Below are 16,692 nucleotides of genomic sequence, written 5' to 3'. Positions count from 1 at the left end.
CGCGGATAGGTTCATCCTTTTTATTATGAACGGACCGATCGCTCGAAGCAAGAAGGCAAGCCGTGCGAGTTGCTTCGATCAAAGGGAGGAGCCGGTCGCTCCGGCGGCGCCTTGCGCCCCGGCCATAGCGGCGGCGGGCTTGCGCCGAGGCTTGAGCGCCGTCGCCAGCGCGCCGATCGCGAACGCGACTGCCGCGATGACCGCAAGCATTCCGAACGCGCTTCCGGTGCCCGCGCCGCCGAAGAGCACGTTCATCAGCCCTTTGACCGCGTAGGTTGCCGGCAGTCCGTCTCCAAGCGCCACGTAAAAGTTCGGCAGCAGCTCTCTCGGAACCATCGCCCCGGAGGAGACCAGCTGCATCGACAGCATGAGGATGTTGAACAGCATGCCGGCCATGCCGAACAGGATAAGGAACATCTGGCTGACGAACATGAAGGTCAGCAGAACCGCGAACACCGTCCCCCAGAGGGCGAAGAAGCCATGCTCCGACTGTCCTCCCAGCGATTCCACCAACGAGACGCCTACCAAGGAGACGAAGAACGCCGCCACGACATTGATAAGCGCCCGCGCTCCGAATCTCTGCCAACGCCCGGTCGAGGCCGACAAGGCCATCGAGGACTGCTCCAGGTTCATCCCCATGATCATCGCTCCTACATAAGAAGCCAGAACCATCATCATCGGAACCATCTGATTGTTCATGCCTTTCACCGGATTGATCGACTCGGTATTCGAGACGACTCTCTCGGAGAGGGAAGCCGCCATTGCCGAGGCTTGCTCGGCAGGCACTTGGGCCGAGGCAAGCGCCTGCGCGGCGCCCTGACCGATGACGGCCTTATTGACCGTCGCCGTCACCTGGGACGCGACGGACGTCATCATCGACTTGATCGTCGCCGGATTCGATTCGTTAACGACGTAATCGATCTTGGCCGTCTTCGCCGCGTCTTGGGCGGACGCCGAGAAATCGGCCGGAATATGAATGATCATCTGCAGCTCGCGGTCGTTCAACTGCTCCTTCGCCGCTTCGTAGTCCGTCTGCACGGAAGTCTTGACCGGAAGATTGGCCTGCAGTTGCTCGACTACCGTGGCCCCGAAGCCGGCATCCTCGTTGACGATCGCGACCTTCAGCTCGCCCATTCGGTCGGATACGCCGTCGTACCCCGTCATCCACACCAACGAGAAAATAACCTGGAACAAAAACGCCGTCGCGATCCCGATGATCGTCGTCGGTCTTTTGAAAAACAACTTGATCGTATTCACTGCTTCTCTCCGCCTTCCCTATCTCTTTTCTTTTTATTTGGTTCAAACCGACTTAAACAATCGTTTAAATCACTGGTTTAATATACTGTGCGCCGCGCCTTCTGTCAATCCCCTTCCAGTTTTCACTAAATATCTATGCAGCGGGACCGCGGAAAATCAAAAAGAGCCGCAGGGCGGCTCTTCCACTTAAAACTCGATGAGACCCACGCTGATCAGCAGCGCGTCATCGACCTTACGCATCATTTCTTCGTCCAGATGGGTGATCTTATCCGTCAGCCGCTGCTTGTCGATCGTGCGGATCTGCTCCAGGAGGACGACCGAATCGCGATCCAGTCCGTGCAGCTTGGAGTCGATCTCGACATGCGTAGGGAGTTTGGCTTTCTGTATCTGTGCCGTGATGGCGGCGACGATTACGGTTGGGCTGAAGCGATTCCCGATGTCGTTCTGGATAACCAGAACCGGCCGCACGCCTCCTTGCTCCGAGCCAACCACAGGCGAGAGGTCCGCATAGAACACATCCCCGCGTTTGACGATCAAAGGCTACACCCCGCTAACGAGACGCCCGAGAGTGCTTTCCGCATCCTCTTCCGCTTGGAACGCTTCCGATGCCATATTCAGATTGATTTTAGCCATTTCCAAATATCCGCGCTGCATGGAATCGCGAATCATCCGCTTTTTCCGCTCCACGAGATATTGCTTCATCGCTTGCCTGACGATTTCGCTGCGGTTCGTATTCTCCTTAGCGACGACGAAGTCGACCTCGCGCAGCAGATGATCAGGCAGGCTAATCATAATCCGCTTCGTATTCTGAATATTGGCCACCGAACAAGCACCTCCAAAGATTTTCCAAACCCCAGCCTAATTGCCAGTATACCGTCCAGCGTGATAAATATACGACCTTGGCTAAAACATTCGCTGCGGCACGTCCACATTCCTGCTAATTTCGATAAAAACAGCTGAGTTTCACCCGGAAACGATCGGATTCCGGACGGAGACCGCGACGCCGTCGCGGAGGAAGACCCGCGGAACCCGAGAAGCGACCATGCACGTCACCTCGTAATTGATCGTTCCTAGCTTAGCGGCGACCTCCTCCGCCGTCAAGACCTGATCTCCCTGCCGTCCGATAAGGACGACTTCTTCCCCGGGCTCGAATTCGGGCTCTCCCGTCGCCGCCGCCGCGTCCAGGCCGATCATGCATTGATCCATGCAGATCGTTCCCAGAACCGGAACGCGACGCCCGCGCAGCAGCGCCTCCGCCTTCCCCGTCAGCATGCGGCTGAAGCCGTCGGCGTAACCGACCGGAATCGTTCCCACTCTCTCCGTTCGGCTCGTTACGTAACGGGCGCCATAGCTGATCCCTTCTCCCGGCGGCACGGTCTTGACGTGCACGAGCTTCGTCTTCAAGGAGAGCACCGGCTTCAGCTCGATCTCATCCTTGCGAACCTCGTCGCTCGGATAAAGGCCGTACATGCCGATTCCGAGCCGAAGCATCTGCCCGATCCGATCGGGAAGATCGATCCCGGCCGCGCTGTTGCCGGCATGGACGATCGAGATGGGCAAGCCCCTCTTGCGCACGTATTCCGCTACGCCATGGAACCGTTCCGCCTGCATCAAGGCGTGCGTTTTGTCCGTCTCGTCCGCCTTGGCGTAATGAGTGAACATTCCCTCGACGTCAAGCTGAGGCAGGGAGCAAGCCCTCTCCAGGAACCGTTCCGCCTCCGGGCCCGGAAGCACGCCAAGACGCCCCATGCCGCTGTCGATCTTAACATGGGCTTTTAATCGGGGACCTTGCTCCGTCAGCCTCTCGACGGCGTCGAGCTGATCGTGACGGTACAAGGTCAAGGTGATCCCTTGCCTTCTCGCAAGGCCGAAGGCTTCCGCCGGCGTGTATCCCAACACTAGAATGGGAGCATCCACTCCGCCCTGGCGAAGCTGCAGGGCTTCGTCCAGGAAGGCTACCCCCAAATAATCGGCTCCGACCGAGACCGCGGCCTTCGCCGACTCGACCGCGCCGTGTCCGTACGCATTCGCTTTGACCGAGGCAAGGAGCTTCGTTCCGTTCGCCAGCCGACGGCGGAAAGCGCGAACGTTGTGCTCCAACGCATCGAGAGAAATCTCCGCAATGGTCGGCCTGTAATAACTGTCCATCTTTGTCCACCCGCTTCTTGTTCGCGATCCCGAGCAAGCCGTTGAAGACCCGCACGGAATCGTCGTCAACGCGATGACGGCAACGCTGCCCAAATCAGACAGCGCTGCCGTCAGCCGCATAACTAACCCAGCTTTAAACCCATCAAAGTAATGTTAACGGGAGAGCGCTGGACTGTCAACGCAAGCGGGGAAGACAACCTTTTCCATCGATAGCCCGCAAGAAGCCGGCTCGCGTTCGGCCGGCTTCCTGTTCAAAATCCAATCCTATTGACTGTCCGAAACTTCGCGCGCAATGCCCGATTAATCCTTTATTTGACTGCGCCTTGGGCAGCGAGCGACTGGGCGATTCGGATCATATCCTCTTGAGGAAGATCCGCCGTCGTCAATCGATACTCGATCCCGTCGTACGTCCAGGTCAGCGTGGTCGTATCCTCTCCGGACAGCAGCCCCCACGTGGCGCCCAAATCGAGCATGATGCCCTCGCTCGAAGATACGGCTTCATCCTTCGGCATCGATTCGACCAACGTGAAGTCATACGTACCGGTATATCGGAGCATGACTCCTTGCGTCTCCGCCAATTGCAGATCGCGCGGCGATTCCCGAAGTTCCACGCCTTCCGGCAGCGATTCGGGATCCGGCTCGATGAATTGGAATTCGTCCGAGTTCCCTTGAACCGGCGCCGCTCCATCGCCCTCGTTCGCTTCGCCGCTCGTCGCGTCTGTCTGCCCGGATGCCGCTCCGTCCGTCTCGGCGCCGTCTGTATTTCCGCTCGCCGTCCCCGGATTCGTCCCGTCCTCGGTGATTCCTTCGACGTTGCCGGAGGACGTATCCGAATCCGGAGCCTTGCCGTCCGAGCCCGTTCCCGAAGCGCTGGACGAACCGGTGCCGGGAGCGCTGCCCATGTTCTGCTGCATATCGAACGCCGACTTATCGAACTTCTTATCGAATTCAAAGCTGTCGAACTTCACTTCGACCATCAGGTTCGCGTTCGTATCGGTCACCTGAACCTGCTGCGGCTTGTAATCGGACTTGGCCAGCCAGATCTTCTGGCGCGCGAAGGACCCGTTCTGATAATTGCCCGCCTGCACGTCGAACACGTATGCGTCCTTATCCGTCGTAAACTGCCGGGAATTATCGAGAGCGATGCTCTGCAGCAGCGTTTGGTATAGGTACACCTGTCCTTGATTTTCCGGCCAATCGCTTTGGAAGCGATAGCTCTTGTTCAGGCGAGGCGTCAGGACGAACACCCCGTCGTCGTTGCGAAGCACGATCTGCGTGATGTCGCGTTGCTCGTTCGTAAGCGCGATGCGATAGTACTGCGGCTTCTGGTACCATACCTCGACCTTGTACTCCAGCGGTTGCTGCCCCGTATGAAGGATCATTTTACCGCTGCCTTGATAGCTTTCCAGCTTGCTTGCCACCTTGTTCAAATCCTTCACGACCGAATCCGCGTTCTTGCTGCCGCACGCCGACAATACGGCCGTGAACAGCACGACCATGGACAAGATCCATGGGATCCGACGACGCATGAGATCAACCCCTCTGCACATTGGTTATTCCATGGTTCATGTCTATGAAGGGACTTGGCCGATTATTCGGACTAGATTGACGAGCCGTGAGCTTGGCTAATGAACTTGCTTCTGGGCGGTCTGCGGTAACGAGTAATGAGTACTCATCTTGGTGCGTCATGCGGCGGCCTCCCCCCAACTCCCCAATCCCATCTAGCGCATTCCCCCGTCTCTGATATAATCTAATACAACATGCCTCGGGAAAAAATGGGAGGTCCGCGCCATGACCATCAAGATTCTGATCGCCGACGACAACTCCTTCATCCGGGAAGGGATGAAGATTATTTTGACCAGCTACAGCGACTTCGAGGTCGTGGCTACCGTGGAGAACGGCGCCGAAGCGGTCGAGTATTGCCTCGCCAACGAAGTGGACATCGCCCTGCTCGACATTCGGATGCCCGTCATGAACGGAGTGGAAGCGACCCGCTCGATCGCGGAGCGCACGAAGACGAAGCCGTTTATCCTGACGACCTTCGACGACGACGAATATGTCGTGGAGGCGATTCAGGCGGGAGCCCGAGGCTATCTTCTCAAGAACAACGAGCCCGATCGGATTCGCGACGCCATCCGCAGCGTGTTCGCCGAGCACCGCGTGCTTCAGGACGTCGTGCTCGACAAGCTGAAAACGACGTTGACTCAGGCTCCTTCCGCGGCGGAAACACAGCCCCCTGCCTCCGCTTCCCCGACGGCGAACGCCGAACCGGCATGCAAAATTGACCGCAGCCTGTTCACCGAGAGGGAGCTGGACGTCATCGCCTTGATCGCGAAGGGGTTGTCCAATAAAGAAATCGCGAAGAAGCTCTTCATCTCCGAAGGAACGGTCGCCAACCACATCACGTCGATCCTGAACAAAACCGCTCTGGAGCACCGGACTCAAATCGCGATCTACTACTTGACCGGAGCCACGAAGCCCGCTGAGGAATAGGAGGAGCTGCCGCATGGAGTATTGGTTGATCGGCAACAAGGCGGCCTTGCTCTTTTACGTGATCGCCGCCACCTACTTTCTCTCCGGCACGAGCACGTCTTGGGAAATTCTCGCTTATCTCCTCTACCTGATCTTGAACATAGCCATTCCTCTTTTTAAACCTCGCAACGCGAAGATCGTCCTGGTGCTGCTCTCGTCCGCCTTCCTCGTGCTGTGCGCCGTTCGTTTGTCGCCGGAATTCCTGCTGCTGCTGCCGGTTCACCTGTTCGAGCTCGTGGAGCTGGCGCCGGGCGCGGCCGGCCGGTCCTTGCTTGCGCTCGCGATCGTTCCGCTGCCTTTTCTGCCGAAGGGCGCGATCCCCGTTTACATCCTGGCGACTGCCTTGAGCTCCCTGGTTTACTTGGGCATGAGAACCCAGTTGGACAGGCTGGAGAGAATGGATCATACTCGCGAAAAGCTGAGGTCGGAGCTGGAAAGGCTGTCGAGAACGTTAGGAGAGAACGAAGAGTATATCCGGCAGTCCGAGTACACGATCAAGCTCGAGGAACGCAATCGGCTCTCCCAACGAATCCATGACGAGATCGGACATTCCATGGCCGGCGCTCTCATTCAGATGGAGGCTTCCCGCACGCTGCTCCATGTCGACCGGGACAAGTCCGCCGAGCTGCTCGGCAACGCGATCTCCATCTCCAAGGAAGGCTTGGAGCGAATCCGCCTGGCCCTCAAGGACATCAAGCCGAAGTCCGAGGAGCTCGGCATTCACCGGCTTCGCCTGTATGCGGACGAGCTGTCGGCCAAGCACAACAACTCCTTCACGACAACCGTGACCCACGAGGGAGAGCTTGACGCGATCACTCCCCTTCAATGGAAGATCATTCAGGAGAATACGACCGAAGCGGTCACCAACGCGATGAAATACTCGCAAGCGACGGTCATCGGAATCGAGATCCAGGTGTTGAACCGGTTCGTGAAATCGGTCGTCTCCGACAACGGAATCGGTACGGATAAGGTGATCAAGGGACTCGGAATCGTCGGTATGGAGGAGAGGGCCGCGGCCATAGGGGGAACGGTGGTCGTGGACGGGACAAGAGGGTTCCGGGTGACGACGCTGCTGCCGAGAGAAGCGGCCAGGTGAATTTTCTCCTCGGAGAAAAATGAGATTTCTCATGCTCAAAGGGTGAACTTATGCACTGACATAAGGGCGCCCTTTTTTCTTACAATGAGCTCAAGAGTTCGGAAACCAAAAGGGAGTGAGCCCAAGTGAACGTATTGAACATTCGCAACGTGACCAAAACCTTCGGAGACTTCGCGGCCGTCGACAATATGAGCCTCAGCGTCAGGGAAGGGGAAATCTTCGGCTTCCTCGGCGCGAACGGAGCCGGCAAGAGCACAACGATCCATATGGTCTCCTCACTGCTTAAGGCGACCAAGGGAGAGATCGAGGTTCTGGGCAAGAACATCGCCAAGCATCCCCGCTTCGCCAAGTCCAACATCGGGATCGTACCGCAGGACCTCGCGATTTACGAGCAGCTGACCGCTTACGAGAACGTGCAGTTTTTCGCCGGGCTGTACGGCCTGAGAGGATCGCTTCTCAAGGAGCGAACGGAGGAGGCGCTGGAATTCGTCGGACTCGGGGACAAGGCGAAGAGCTTCCCGAAGAGCTTCTCCGGCGGAATGAAGCGGCGTCTGAACATCGCTTGCGCGATCGCCCACCGCCCCAAGCTCATTATCATGGATGAGCCGACCGTCGGCATCGACCCGCATTCGCGCAACTACATCCTGCAATCCGTCCTGAAGCTGAACGAGATGGGCTGCACGATCATCTACACGAGCCATTACATGGAGGAAGTCGAGGAGATCTGCACCCGCATCGCCATCGTCGATCACGGCAAGATCATCGCCGAAGGAACGAAGGAGCAGCTCAAATCGATCGTGACGGATACGAAGGAGATCTGGATCGGGGTTCGGTCGGAGAGCAATATCTCGGTCGAGAAGCTGAAGAACGTGCCGGGCGTCGTCTCCGTTCGGATCGAGGACGGCCAGATCAAGCTTCAGTCCAAGGCGGAGGTCAACAACCTGAACGAAGTCATTCAGCAGCTCATCCAGGATAACGCCGACATTCGCTCCGTCGAAGAGCAGGCTCCGAACCTGGAATCGGTATTCCTGACCTTAACCGGCCGGAACCTGCGGGACTAGGAGGAGGACAAAATGATCATTCTTCACATCGCCAGGAAGGAGCTCCTTCGGAGCTTGCGGGATACGCGCACCTTCATGTTCATGCTCGCGTTCCCGATCGTCCTGATGCTTATACTCGGTACGGCGCTTACGAATGCTTTTACGACAAGCCTGACCTTCGATGATCTTAAGCTGGCCTACAAGCTGGAGGATCCCGAATCGCAAGCGAGCGGCTATTGGAACGAATTCGCGAAGTCCATCGAGCAGAACGGCGTTCTGGTAACGCCTCTCTCCGCCGATGAGGATGGCAAGAAGGCCGTCAAGAACGGAGAGTACGCCGCCTTCGCGGAGATCAAGAACGACGGAATCGAGTTCTACGGCAGCAACAAGCTGACGGTCGAGAGCGACATTCTGCAAGGGATGGTATCCGCGTTCGCGAATCGCTACTCGCTGGCCGCGGCCGGCGCCAAGCAGGATCCCGCGTCGCTGGAAACGCTGCTCTCCGAAGCCGGATCCGGCACCTACGTGAAGGAGACTTCCCTTCAAGGAGATACCGTTCCGGACTCGATGGATTACTATGCCATGGCCATGTCGACGATGATCGCTTTCTATGCCTGCATGTCGGCCAGCCAGCTCATTCGGGGAGAGAAGGTTCGCAACACCGCGCTCCGCTTGGCCGCCGCTCCTATCTCGAAGGCCGAATTGTTCGCCGGCAAGGTCATCGCCTGCACGCTGATCAATTTCCTGTGCGTAATCGTCGTCGTCGCCGTCAGCCGGTTCGCTTTCGGCGCGAATTGGGGAGACCATTACGGCCCCATCCTGATCGTTCTCTTCACCGAAGTCCTGCTGGCGGTAAGCCTGGGGCTCGGCGCCAGCTACCTGTTCAGCGGCGAGGGCGGCTCGTCGGCCGTCATGACGTTCACCCAGATCGCCTCGTTCACCGGAGGAGCGTACTTCCCGGTCAACGACATGACCGGATTCTGGGCGATCCTGGCGAAGATCTCCCCGCTCTGGTGGGCGAACGACGCCTTGACCAAGATCATCTACTCGGATGAAGTTCAAGCTCTCTGGCCGGCCGTTCTTTTCAACGTCATCTTCGCGGCTTTATTCTTGTCTCTCTCCATCCTGTTCATGCGCCGAAAGGAGGCCCTCTAATCATGTGGAAGGATTGGTTATGGCTCGTTCGCAAAAATCTGGCCCTCATCCTGCGCGATAAGAAAAGCGGATTCCTGCACGTCGGGCTTCCCCTTGCCGGGGTCTTGCTCTCCATGCTGATCTACGGGAGCGCGAACAGCGGAACGCTTCATATCGGAATCGTCAATGAAGATAAAGGCTCAAAGGTCGCCGAGGACGCCGTTCAATACCTCGCCCAGCTTCAGAAAGTGAAAGTGACGGTTCTCGAGAATGACGAGATGCGAACGGAGATCGAGAACGGCTCGATCGACAGCGGGATCGTGTTCCCGAGCGGATTCTCCGAGAAGCTGAAGAACGGCGAAGCCCCGTCCGCGGACATCGTCTCCATTCAGGGAGCCCAAGTGACCGCCTACGTCAGCTCCATGCTGAACAATTATCTTGGCAACGTGGCGGCTATCGCGAAGACGAGCGAAGGAGACTCCGCGCGATTCGATCGGCTCTACGAGGAATTTACCGGCAGCGGGTACGCGGTCAACGTCGAATCCCTGCAGGATATTTCGGGCAAAAAGGACATCACGTACCAAGCGATCGGCTTCCTCCTGCTGTTCATGCTGACCTCCTCCTTCTCCCTGACGGAGATCATGCAGAAGGAGAGACAGGATCGCACGTTCCTTCGGATGATGTCGTCTCCCGTATCGTCCCGCACGTACGTGTTCTCCAACGTAGCCGTGAATGCCATCGTGCTGATCGTCCAGATCGTGCTTACGCTGGTCTTCATGAAATTCGTGCTCGGCATCGATTCGGGAGTTCCGTTCGGACAATTGGCCGGCATTCTGTTCCTCTTCTCGCTGGCGGCGATCGGATTGTCCCTGCTTATCGTCTCCCTCTCGACGAGCAACGCCGCTTCCGGAGCGCTGTCGACTCTGATCATCACGCCTACGTGCCTGCTCTCGGGCTGCTTCTTCCCGATGGATATCATGCCCGACGCCGTGCGTCGAATCTCCACTTTCCTGCCCCAGCACTGGCTGCTCGATTCCCTGGGCAAGCTCCAAAGCGGAGATGCCGGCTCCGGCCTGATGCTCAACCTGGCCATCCTGGTCGCGTTCGCCGCCGCCTTCGCGCTGATTGCCGCTTACCGGCTCAGCCGCAAGGACAACACCCGTCAATACGTCTAATTCCGCTCAGGCATTCGTTCCCTTATGGGACGGATGCCTGTTTTTGCGCCGGAGGGATTTATTTGATATAAACTTGTTAAAAAGAAGAAACCACGGCGGACTTTATCCGTAAAATTATCTTACGCACAAGTCTATATAGAAGAGGGAATTAAATGGGAATGATTCGAGAATTTTTTGCCTCGCCGGTAGTTCGCAAGATCGCGATCTGCCTCTTCGTCCTCCTGGCGGTTTACTTGCTCAGAGACATGCTTAATCTTATCCTGCTTCTTTTCCTGGTCACCTTCGTCATGAACAGCCTGACCGGGTTCCTCACGAAGAAGATCAGCCGCTTGTTCCCGATTCATCCCAATGCGGTCGCAAGCCTTCTGTATATCGTCATTATCGCGGCCATGGTCATCGGCATCACGAATTACGTCCCGAAGATCATCGGCCAAGTCACCGACTTGATCAACAACATCGACAAGTTCCTGGACACCAACAAGGACGACAAGATCGCCCAGCAGCTCACCGAGGCGATCAACAAGGTCAATCCCGAGGACTATCTCGATCAAGCGATTCATTATATTTCCAAGCTGGGCAAGTGGCTCGAAATCATTCTCGTCGTCATTCTGCTAAGCTTCTTCTTCCTTCTCCAGAAGGCCTCGATCATGAGGTTTACGCGCAAGTTCAAGAAGAGCAAGATCGGTTGGCTGTACGACGAGATGGAGTATTTCGGCAAGAAGTTCGTCGATTCCTTCGGCAAGGTTATCGAGGTACAGCTGATCATCGCGATCGTGAACACCATTCTGACGATGATCGGGCTATGGATCCTCGGATTCCCTTATCTGTTCATTCTGACGATCCTGGTTTTCCTGCTGAGCCTGATTCCGGTTGCCGGAGTCGCCATCTCGTTCATTCCGATCAGCGTGATCGGCTATCAGACCGGCGGATGGGTGCTCGTCATCTGGACGGTCGTCATGATCCTCGTCATCCACGCCATCGAGGCATACGTGCTCAATCCGCGTCTGATGGCTCACAAGACGAAGCTTCCGATGTTCTACACGTTCGTGATTCTCGTGTTCTCCCAGCACTACTTCGGCATCTGGGGACTTATCCTCGGCATCCCTATCTTCATGTTCCTGCTCGACGTTCTGGAAGTCAAGACCGAGGACGAGAAGCCGTTAATCGAGTAAAAGGAGTAAAATTAGCAAAGGGGCTGCTCCCGGGCACGCGACGACATGGTCGCTTGCTCCGGGGGCAGCCCCTTCTCTTTATCCTTCCAGTTCCTCGGTTCGTCTCATCGGCTGCGCGAGCTTCGTAAGGAGATGAAGCGCGACGCCGACGATAACGCCGAGCGCCAGATTGTCCGTCCAGACGACGATGACGACCGTCAGCACCATAATGATCGCATCGATTAACGGAACGCGCCGCAGATTCGCGACGGACTTCCAGTCGAAGATCTCTACGCACACGTACATCATGACGCCGACCAAGCCGGCAATCGGGATCGCGGCTACGACATCCGCCAGCGCGAAGATCAGTACGAACAGCACGACCCCCGCCACGATCGTCGACAGCCGGGTACGGCCGCCGTTCTTGACGTTGATGACCGATTCCGCGACGAGAGCGCAGCCCGCCATGCCGCCGATAAAGCCGGTCACCGTATTCGCGATGCCTTGGCCGCGAAGCTCCCGGTCCTTGCTCGTCCGCTCTCCGGTTTCTTTGTCGATCATCGTCTGGGTCAGCAGCGTCTCGGAATAGCCGACGATCGCGAGCGACAGCGAGATCGGCAGGATCGTCCACAGCGTCTCCCAGGTCATCGGCAGATCCGGGAAGTGAGGCAGCGGAATGGACGCCTTGATGTCGGCCAGATCGCCTACCGACTGGAAGTGCCCGCCCGGGAGCAGCGCATAAAGAATCGTCATGGCGACGATCGCGACGAGCGGCGACGGAATCGCCTTAAACCAACGCGGCAGCAAATAAATAATGACCAGGGTTCCCGCCACCATCGCGTACATCGGCCAAGCTTGTCCGTCGAAGTAGCGCAGTTGGGACAGGAAAATCAGAATCGCGAGCGAGTTGACGAAGCCGGTCACCACCGATTGGGGCACGAAGCGCATCAGCTTCCCCATCCGGAACACGCCCATCAGGAATTGGATGATCCCCGTCAGAACGGTCGCCGCGAACAGATATTCCAGCCCGTGATCCGCGACCAGCGCCGTCATCAGCACCGCCATGGAGCCCGCCGTCGACGATACCATCCCCGGTCTGCCTCCGAAGAAGGAGATGAGGATAAGAATGCAGATGGTAGAGTACAAGCTGACCATCGGGTTGACTCCCGCGATGAAAGCGAACGCGAGCGAGTCGGGAATCAAGGCCAACACGGTCGTGATCCCGGCCAGCACGTTCAGACGTACGTTCGACAGATGAGTCTGCCGCCACTTGCTAAGCATCTAAAACGATTTCCTCCTTTAATTCTATTATTGGCCGTATCCTATAAAAAGCGCCCGACTCCCGCCGCCCCAAATCCGGAACGTACGAGGTCACGCGCCTTATCCTTGAGGGTAAGAATTCGCTCGGATGTTGCTATTCGTCTAGCGATCCGTCTAGCAGTCCGCCTAGCGATCCGCTTATCATCATAGCATAGAATTGTTCGCTACACATAAAAAAAGCCGATCCAAAGATCGGCAGCTTGGCCAAAACCAAAAAATCATTGCGTGCTCACGTAAGCAAGATTGGAATCTTCGATCTTGGAGAGCTTGGCCCCGTCGAAGACGAGGTCGGCATTCGGATCGAGCCGGGTTCCGCTCCCGACCTCGTTCCGGCCAGGAAGCGGCTCCTCGTCGGAGACGACCGCAAGCCAGATCGTGAGGCCGATCGCGATGATCGCCAGAGCGAACGAGCCGCGCGAAGTGCGGGCCGTGAAGCTCGGAAGCACCCAATCGACCCTTCCGATCCTTCTCCGCTTCTTCTTGGCCCGGTTCTGCAGCGTGCTGATCGAGAGCGCCGGCAGCAGCACCATTCCCACCGCGGTGATCCAGCCGATCGGCTCCGCGGCGACGCAGGTCAGGTAGAAGGCCAGCACGGAGATGAAGGCCATCAGTTGAATCGGCACCTTAAGCGCCGGATCCGCGGCCTTCCGGCGAGCGGGCGCGTCGAGCGGCTGCTCGGGATCGGCGACCGAATCCGCTTTCACTTCGATCCCTGCGTATAAGGTCCACAGGCGAAGAACGGATGTCCTGAGCGCGAAGATGCATACGGGCACCATTGGGATCAATTGGACGACGAATCGGCTATGCCATTCCCTCCAGCCGGTCTGCGGCCATTCCATCAGCCCGGTGGCTATTCTTAGCGCCACGAGCACGATTCCCAGTATCACGAACAGGAACGCGCCGAGGGCTCGTCTTCTCATATGGGCGTAATTGGCCGAGTAAGCGATCCTGCCGGTCCGATAGACCGCGATGCCCCAGACGAGCATGAGCCAGAAGGCGATCATCCCGTCTACCCCGAATATGTATTCCGTCATCTTTGTCTTTCCCCCGATCTTTCCGTTCCTTCTATTGTAGCGAAAGCTACGGCAATCGGAAACCTTCTCTATCGTATTATATCCTTACGCCGGGATTCTCGCCAATCCGCCTCAGGTCGGTTTCCATATCCGCCGGCGGTTTTATGTTATAGTAGAGAAAGTCGAGTACCGTATCATTTCGTAAAGTAGGGTAGAACCATGCACTTCATGTCTATTGAACATATAACCAAATCCCACGGGGAGAAAACTCTATTCGAGGACGTCACCTTCGGAGTCGAGGAAGGCGATCGCATCGGCATCATCGGCGTGAACGGAACCGGGAAGTCCACCTTTCTCAAGGTGATCGCCGGTCTCGAGCCGGCCGACTCGGGAACGGTAAGCGTCGGCAACCGGGTCCGAGTCCGCATGCTGGCGCAGGATCCCTCGTTCGCGCAAGGCGAGACCGCCCTCGAACACGTTCTCGGCGGCAGCACCCCGCAGCTTCTCGCCGTTCGCGAATATGCCGCCGCCCTCGATGCGCTGAATGCGCGTCCGGAAGACGAGAAGCTCCAGCAGCGGCTCATCGCCGCCAACCAGCGAATGGACGAGCTGGACGCCTGGCAGCTCGAGAGCGAAGCCAAAGCGACCCTAAGCCGACTCGGAATCGAGGATTTCGACGCGGCTGTCGATACTTTCTCCGGCGGGCAGCGCAAGCGGGTGGCGATGGCGGCCGCGCTGCTGCAGCCTTCGGACGTGCTGATCCTGGACGAGCCGACGAACCATATCGACAACGATTCCGTCGCCTGGCTGGAAGGTATGCTGCAGAAACGCCGCGGCGCTCTTCTTATGATTACCCACGATCGCTACTTCCTGGACCGCGTCAGCAACCGGGTTATCGAACTGGATCAAGGCAGGGCTTACTTCTATGAGGCGAATTACAGCCGGTTCCTGGAGCTGAAGCTGGAGCGAGAGCAGCGGGAAGCCGCCTCCGAAGCGAAGAGGCAGAACCTGCTGCGCAATGAGCTGGCCTGGATTCGCCGCGGGGCTCAAGCTCGCTCGACGAAGCAGAAGGCGCGAATCGAGCGCTACGAAGCGCTTAAAGAGCAAGGTCCCAAGGCCGGGAACGGCAAGCTGGACGTCTCCGTCGCCTCGACCCGCCTCGGCAAAAAAATCGTCGAGCTTAGCGAAGTAACCAAGCGGATGGGAGACCGTACGCTGATTCGGGATCTCAGCTACATCGCGGTTCCGGAGGACCGCGTCGGCATCATCGGCCGCAACGGAAGCGGCAAGTCCACTCTGCTCAAAATGATCGCCGGCAAGCTCGCCCCGGACTCCGGCTCCGTGGAGCTCGGTACGACCGTGAAGCTTGGCTGGTTCTCGCAGGAGCACGAGGAGATGGACGGCAATCTGCGGGTGATCGAGTACATTCGCGAAGGAGCGGAGCAGATTCGCACGGCGGAAGGGGAGTCCTTGTCCGCTTCGCAGATGCTCGAACGGTTCCTTTTCCCTCCGGCGATGCAGTGGTCGCTCATCTCTAAGCTGTCCGGCGGGGAGAAACGCCGCCTGCAGCTGCTTCGCGTCTTGACGGAGGCTCCGAACGTGCTGCTGCTGGACGAACCGACGAACGACCTGGACATCGCCACGCTCGGCGTGCTCGAAGACTACCTGGACGATTTTCCCGGAGTCGTCTTCGTCGTCTCCCATGATCGCTACTTCCTCGACAGAACGGTCGACCGCCTGCTCGTCTTCGAAGGCGACGGCGTCGTTGCGAAGCAAGAAGGCAACTATACGGATTACGAGGAACGGCAATCCCGGCTGGGATCCGGATCCGCTTCGGATGCCGCGGCTTCCAGGAGCAAGCCCGAGGCGGCCTCGCCCGCGAAGCCGGCCGAACGGGAACGCGCATTGAAGATGTCCTATAAGGATCAGAAGGACTTCGAACAGATCGACGGCTGGATCGCCGAAGCGGAGGAGAAGCTTAGCTCGATCGCCGGCCAGATGGACGCCGCGGGCAGCGACTCCGCCCGTCTTCAAGAGCTGATGGAGGAGCAGCGCCAATTGGAAGAGAAGCTCGACGGGCTGCTCGAACGCTGGACGGAGCTGAACGAGCTCGCGGAGAAAATCGCGGCGCAGAAGGAGAATCGCTCATGACCATTCGCAACATCGTTTTCGATTTTGACGGGACGCTGGCCAACACGCTTCCGATCATCGTAAATGCCCTGCAGCGGGTTTTTAAGGAGCACGACGGCTTCGACCTCGGCTATGACGACTTCATCCGCTTGGCGGGTCCATCGGAGCTCGGCATAATCGAGCTGAACCTCAAGAACCGCGAACGGCTCGAGGCCGCGACGGAGCAGTTTCTATTGCATTACGAGGAGAAGCATCACGAGTTTGTCGAGCCCGTGGAAAAGATCGCTCTCCTGCTGAAGGAACTCGCCGAGGCCGGCGTGCGCATGGCTCTGTTCACGGGCAAGGCGCGCCGGACGCTCGACATTTCGCTCGCCAAGCTGCGAATGAACCTCGCCTTCGACCAAATCGTCACCGGAGACGACGTGAAGGAATCCAAACCTTCGCCCGAAGGCTTGCATAAGATCCTCGGCTCGCTTGGCTGGAACCGCGAGGACACCATCTTCGTCGGCGACAGCAACGACGACATGGAGGCCGGCACGGCCGCCGGCGTCCGCACCTATGCCGCCCAATGGATGCCCGCCGTCCAATCGAAGGAATACGCGACTCCTCCTCTGCTGACCTTCTACAGCGTGGAAGAGTTCCGCGCTTTTCTGGCCGGAGAGGTTGCGGGGTTTGAGGGTTAAAGGCTATCGTACC

At 57.9% G+C, this 16,692-nt stretch carries 14 protein-coding genes and 2 pseudogenes; 9 read left to right on the top strand and 7 right to left on the bottom strand.

Annotated features, from left to right (window positions below; genetic code table 11):
- Positions 1–78 precede the first annotated feature (78 nt).
- From H7B67_RS05185 to H7B67_RS05165, 5 genes are all read right to left on the bottom strand, one after another.
- Positions 79–1,257: an ABC transporter permease gene (locus H7B67_RS05185; RefSeq protein ID WP_185118738.1), complete on the bottom strand. Its 1,179-nt coding sequence runs from the start codon at positions 1,255–1,257 to the stop codon at positions 79–81.
- Between the two features lie 186 nt (positions 1,258–1,443).
- Entirely contained in the window at positions 1,444–1,794 is a 351-nt protein-coding gene (locus H7B67_RS05180; RefSeq protein ID WP_185118737.1) for a type II toxin-antitoxin system PemK/MazF family toxin, read from the bottom strand.
- Between the two features lie 3 nt (positions 1,795–1,797).
- A complete protein-coding gene (locus H7B67_RS05175) occupies positions 1,798–2,079 on the bottom strand; it encodes a CopG family ribbon-helix-helix protein (RefSeq protein ID WP_126961022.1) in 282 nt (93 codons plus the stop codon).
- A 141-nt stretch (positions 2,080–2,220) separates the two neighbouring features.
- Entirely contained in the window at positions 2,221–3,405 is a 1,185-nt protein-coding gene (gene alr / locus H7B67_RS05170; RefSeq protein WP_185118736.1) for an alanine racemase, read from the bottom strand.
- Between the two features lie 308 nt (positions 3,406–3,713).
- A complete protein-coding gene (locus tag H7B67_RS05165; RefSeq protein WP_185118735.1) occupies positions 3,714–4,934 on the bottom strand; it encodes a LolA family protein in 1,221 nt (406 codons plus the stop codon).
- A gap of 262 nt (positions 4,935–5,196) precedes the next feature.
- Between H7B67_RS05165 and H7B67_RS31425 the strand changes: the two are divergent.
- The 7 genes and pseudogenes from H7B67_RS31425 to H7B67_RS05135 all read left to right on the top strand — a co-directional run.
- Positions 5,197–5,602, top strand: a pseudogene (locus H7B67_RS31425) (response regulator); the annotation flags it as partial.
- A gap of 68 nt (positions 5,603–5,670) precedes the next feature.
- Positions 5,671–5,898, top strand: a pseudogene (locus H7B67_RS31420) (response regulator transcription factor); the annotation flags it as partial.
- 13 nt (positions 5,899–5,911) lie between these two features.
- Positions 5,912–7,033 carry a sensor histidine kinase gene (locus tag H7B67_RS05155; protein WP_185118733.1) on the top strand — a complete coding sequence of 374 codons (1,122 nt, stop codon included), beginning with the start codon at positions 5,912–5,914 and terminating at the stop codon, positions 7,031–7,033.
- Positions 7,034–7,158: 125 nt separating this feature from the next.
- Positions 7,159–8,094 carry an ATP-binding cassette domain-containing protein gene (locus H7B67_RS05150; RefSeq protein WP_185118732.1) on the top strand — a complete coding sequence of 312 codons (936 nt, stop codon included), beginning with the start codon at positions 7,159–7,161 and terminating at the stop codon, positions 8,092–8,094.
- Positions 8,095–8,106: 12 nt separating this feature from the next.
- The gene (locus H7B67_RS05145; RefSeq protein WP_185118731.1) at positions 8,107–9,228 is read left to right on the top strand and encodes an ABC transporter permease; all 1,122 of its coding nucleotides are present in this window, start codon (positions 8,107–8,109) and stop codon (positions 9,226–9,228) included.
- A 2-nt stretch (positions 9,229–9,230) separates the two neighbouring features.
- Entirely contained in the window at positions 9,231–10,382 is a 1,152-nt protein-coding gene (locus H7B67_RS05140) for an ABC transporter permease (protein ID WP_185118730.1), read from the top strand.
- Positions 10,383–10,534: 152 nt separating this feature from the next.
- Positions 10,535–11,554 carry an AI-2E family transporter gene (locus tag H7B67_RS05135; RefSeq protein ID WP_185118729.1) on the top strand — a complete coding sequence of 340 codons (1,020 nt, stop codon included), beginning with the start codon at positions 10,535–10,537 and terminating at the stop codon, positions 11,552–11,554.
- 78 nt (positions 11,555–11,632) lie between these two features.
- Here H7B67_RS05135 and H7B67_RS05130 read toward each other — a convergent pair whose 3' ends face one another.
- Both H7B67_RS05130 and H7B67_RS05125 read right to left on the bottom strand, forming a co-directional pair.
- Positions 11,633–12,814, bottom strand: a complete 1,182-nt coding sequence (locus H7B67_RS05130) for a SulP family inorganic anion transporter (RefSeq protein WP_185118728.1) — start codon at positions 12,812–12,814, stop codon at positions 11,633–11,635.
- 257 nt (positions 12,815–13,071) lie between these two features.
- On the bottom strand, positions 13,072–13,887 hold the full coding sequence (locus H7B67_RS05125) for a hypothetical protein (RefSeq protein WP_185118727.1): 816 nt from the start codon (positions 13,885–13,887) through the stop codon (positions 13,072–13,074).
- Positions 13,888–14,085: 198 nt separating this feature from the next.
- On the opposite strand from H7B67_RS05125, the gene H7B67_RS05120 reads away from it, so the two are divergent.
- Positions 14,086–16,017, top strand: a complete 1,932-nt coding sequence (locus H7B67_RS05120; RefSeq protein ID WP_185118726.1) for an ABC-F family ATP-binding cassette domain-containing protein — start codon at positions 14,086–14,088, stop codon at positions 16,015–16,017.
- Complete coding sequence (locus H7B67_RS05115) at positions 16,014–16,679, top strand: HAD family hydrolase (RefSeq protein WP_185118725.1); 666 nt, start codon at positions 16,014–16,016, stop codon at positions 16,677–16,679. Before H7B67_RS05120 ends, H7B67_RS05115 begins: the two co-directional genes overlap by 4 nt.
- Positions 16,680–16,692 lie beyond the last annotated feature (13 nt).

This window comes from Cohnella thailandensis, from assembly GCF_014212135.1.
In the GTDB taxonomy this organism is placed as follows: domain Bacteria; phylum Bacillota; class Bacilli; order Paenibacillales; family Paenibacillaceae; genus Cohnella; species Cohnella thailandensis.
Note: the sequence above shows the minus strand (reverse complement) of the source record. Positions and strands in the feature narration are given on the sequence as shown.

Bases quoted from the DNA above. Each gene is read 5' to 3' on its own strand.
- H7B67_RS05140 (WP_185118730.1), top strand. From the start codon at position 9,231: ATGTGGAAGGATTGGTTATGGCTCGTTCGCAAAAATCTGGCCCTCATC.
- H7B67_RS05120 (WP_185118726.1), top strand. From the start codon at position 14,086: ATGCACTTCATGTCTATTGAACATATAACCAAATCCCACGGGGAGAAA.
- H7B67_RS05145 (WP_185118731.1), top strand. From the start codon at position 8,107: ATGATCATTCTTCACATCGCCAGGAAGGAGCTCCTTCGGAGCTTGCGG.
- H7B67_RS05130 (WP_185118728.1), bottom strand. From the start codon at position 12,814: ATGCTTAGCAAGTGGCGGCAGACTCATCTGTCGAACGTACGTCTGAAC.
- H7B67_RS05115 (WP_185118725.1), top strand. From the start codon at position 16,014: ATGACCATTCGCAACATCGTTTTCGATTTTGACGGGACGCTGGCCAAC.
- H7B67_RS05155 (WP_185118733.1), top strand. From the start codon at position 5,912: ATGGAGTATTGGTTGATCGGCAACAAGGCGGCCTTGCTCTTTTACGTG.
- H7B67_RS05165 (WP_185118735.1), bottom strand. From the start codon at position 4,934: ATGCGTCGTCGGATCCCATGGATCTTGTCCATGGTCGTGCTGTTCACG.
- alr (WP_185118736.1), bottom strand. From the start codon at position 3,405: ATGGACAGTTATTACAGGCCGACCATTGCGGAGATTTCTCTCGATGCG.
- H7B67_RS05135 (WP_185118729.1), top strand. From the start codon at position 10,535: ATGGGAATGATTCGAGAATTTTTTGCCTCGCCGGTAGTTCGCAAGATC.
- H7B67_RS05125 (WP_185118727.1), bottom strand. From the start codon at position 13,887: ATGACGGAATACATATTCGGGGTAGACGGGATGATCGCCTTCTGGCTC.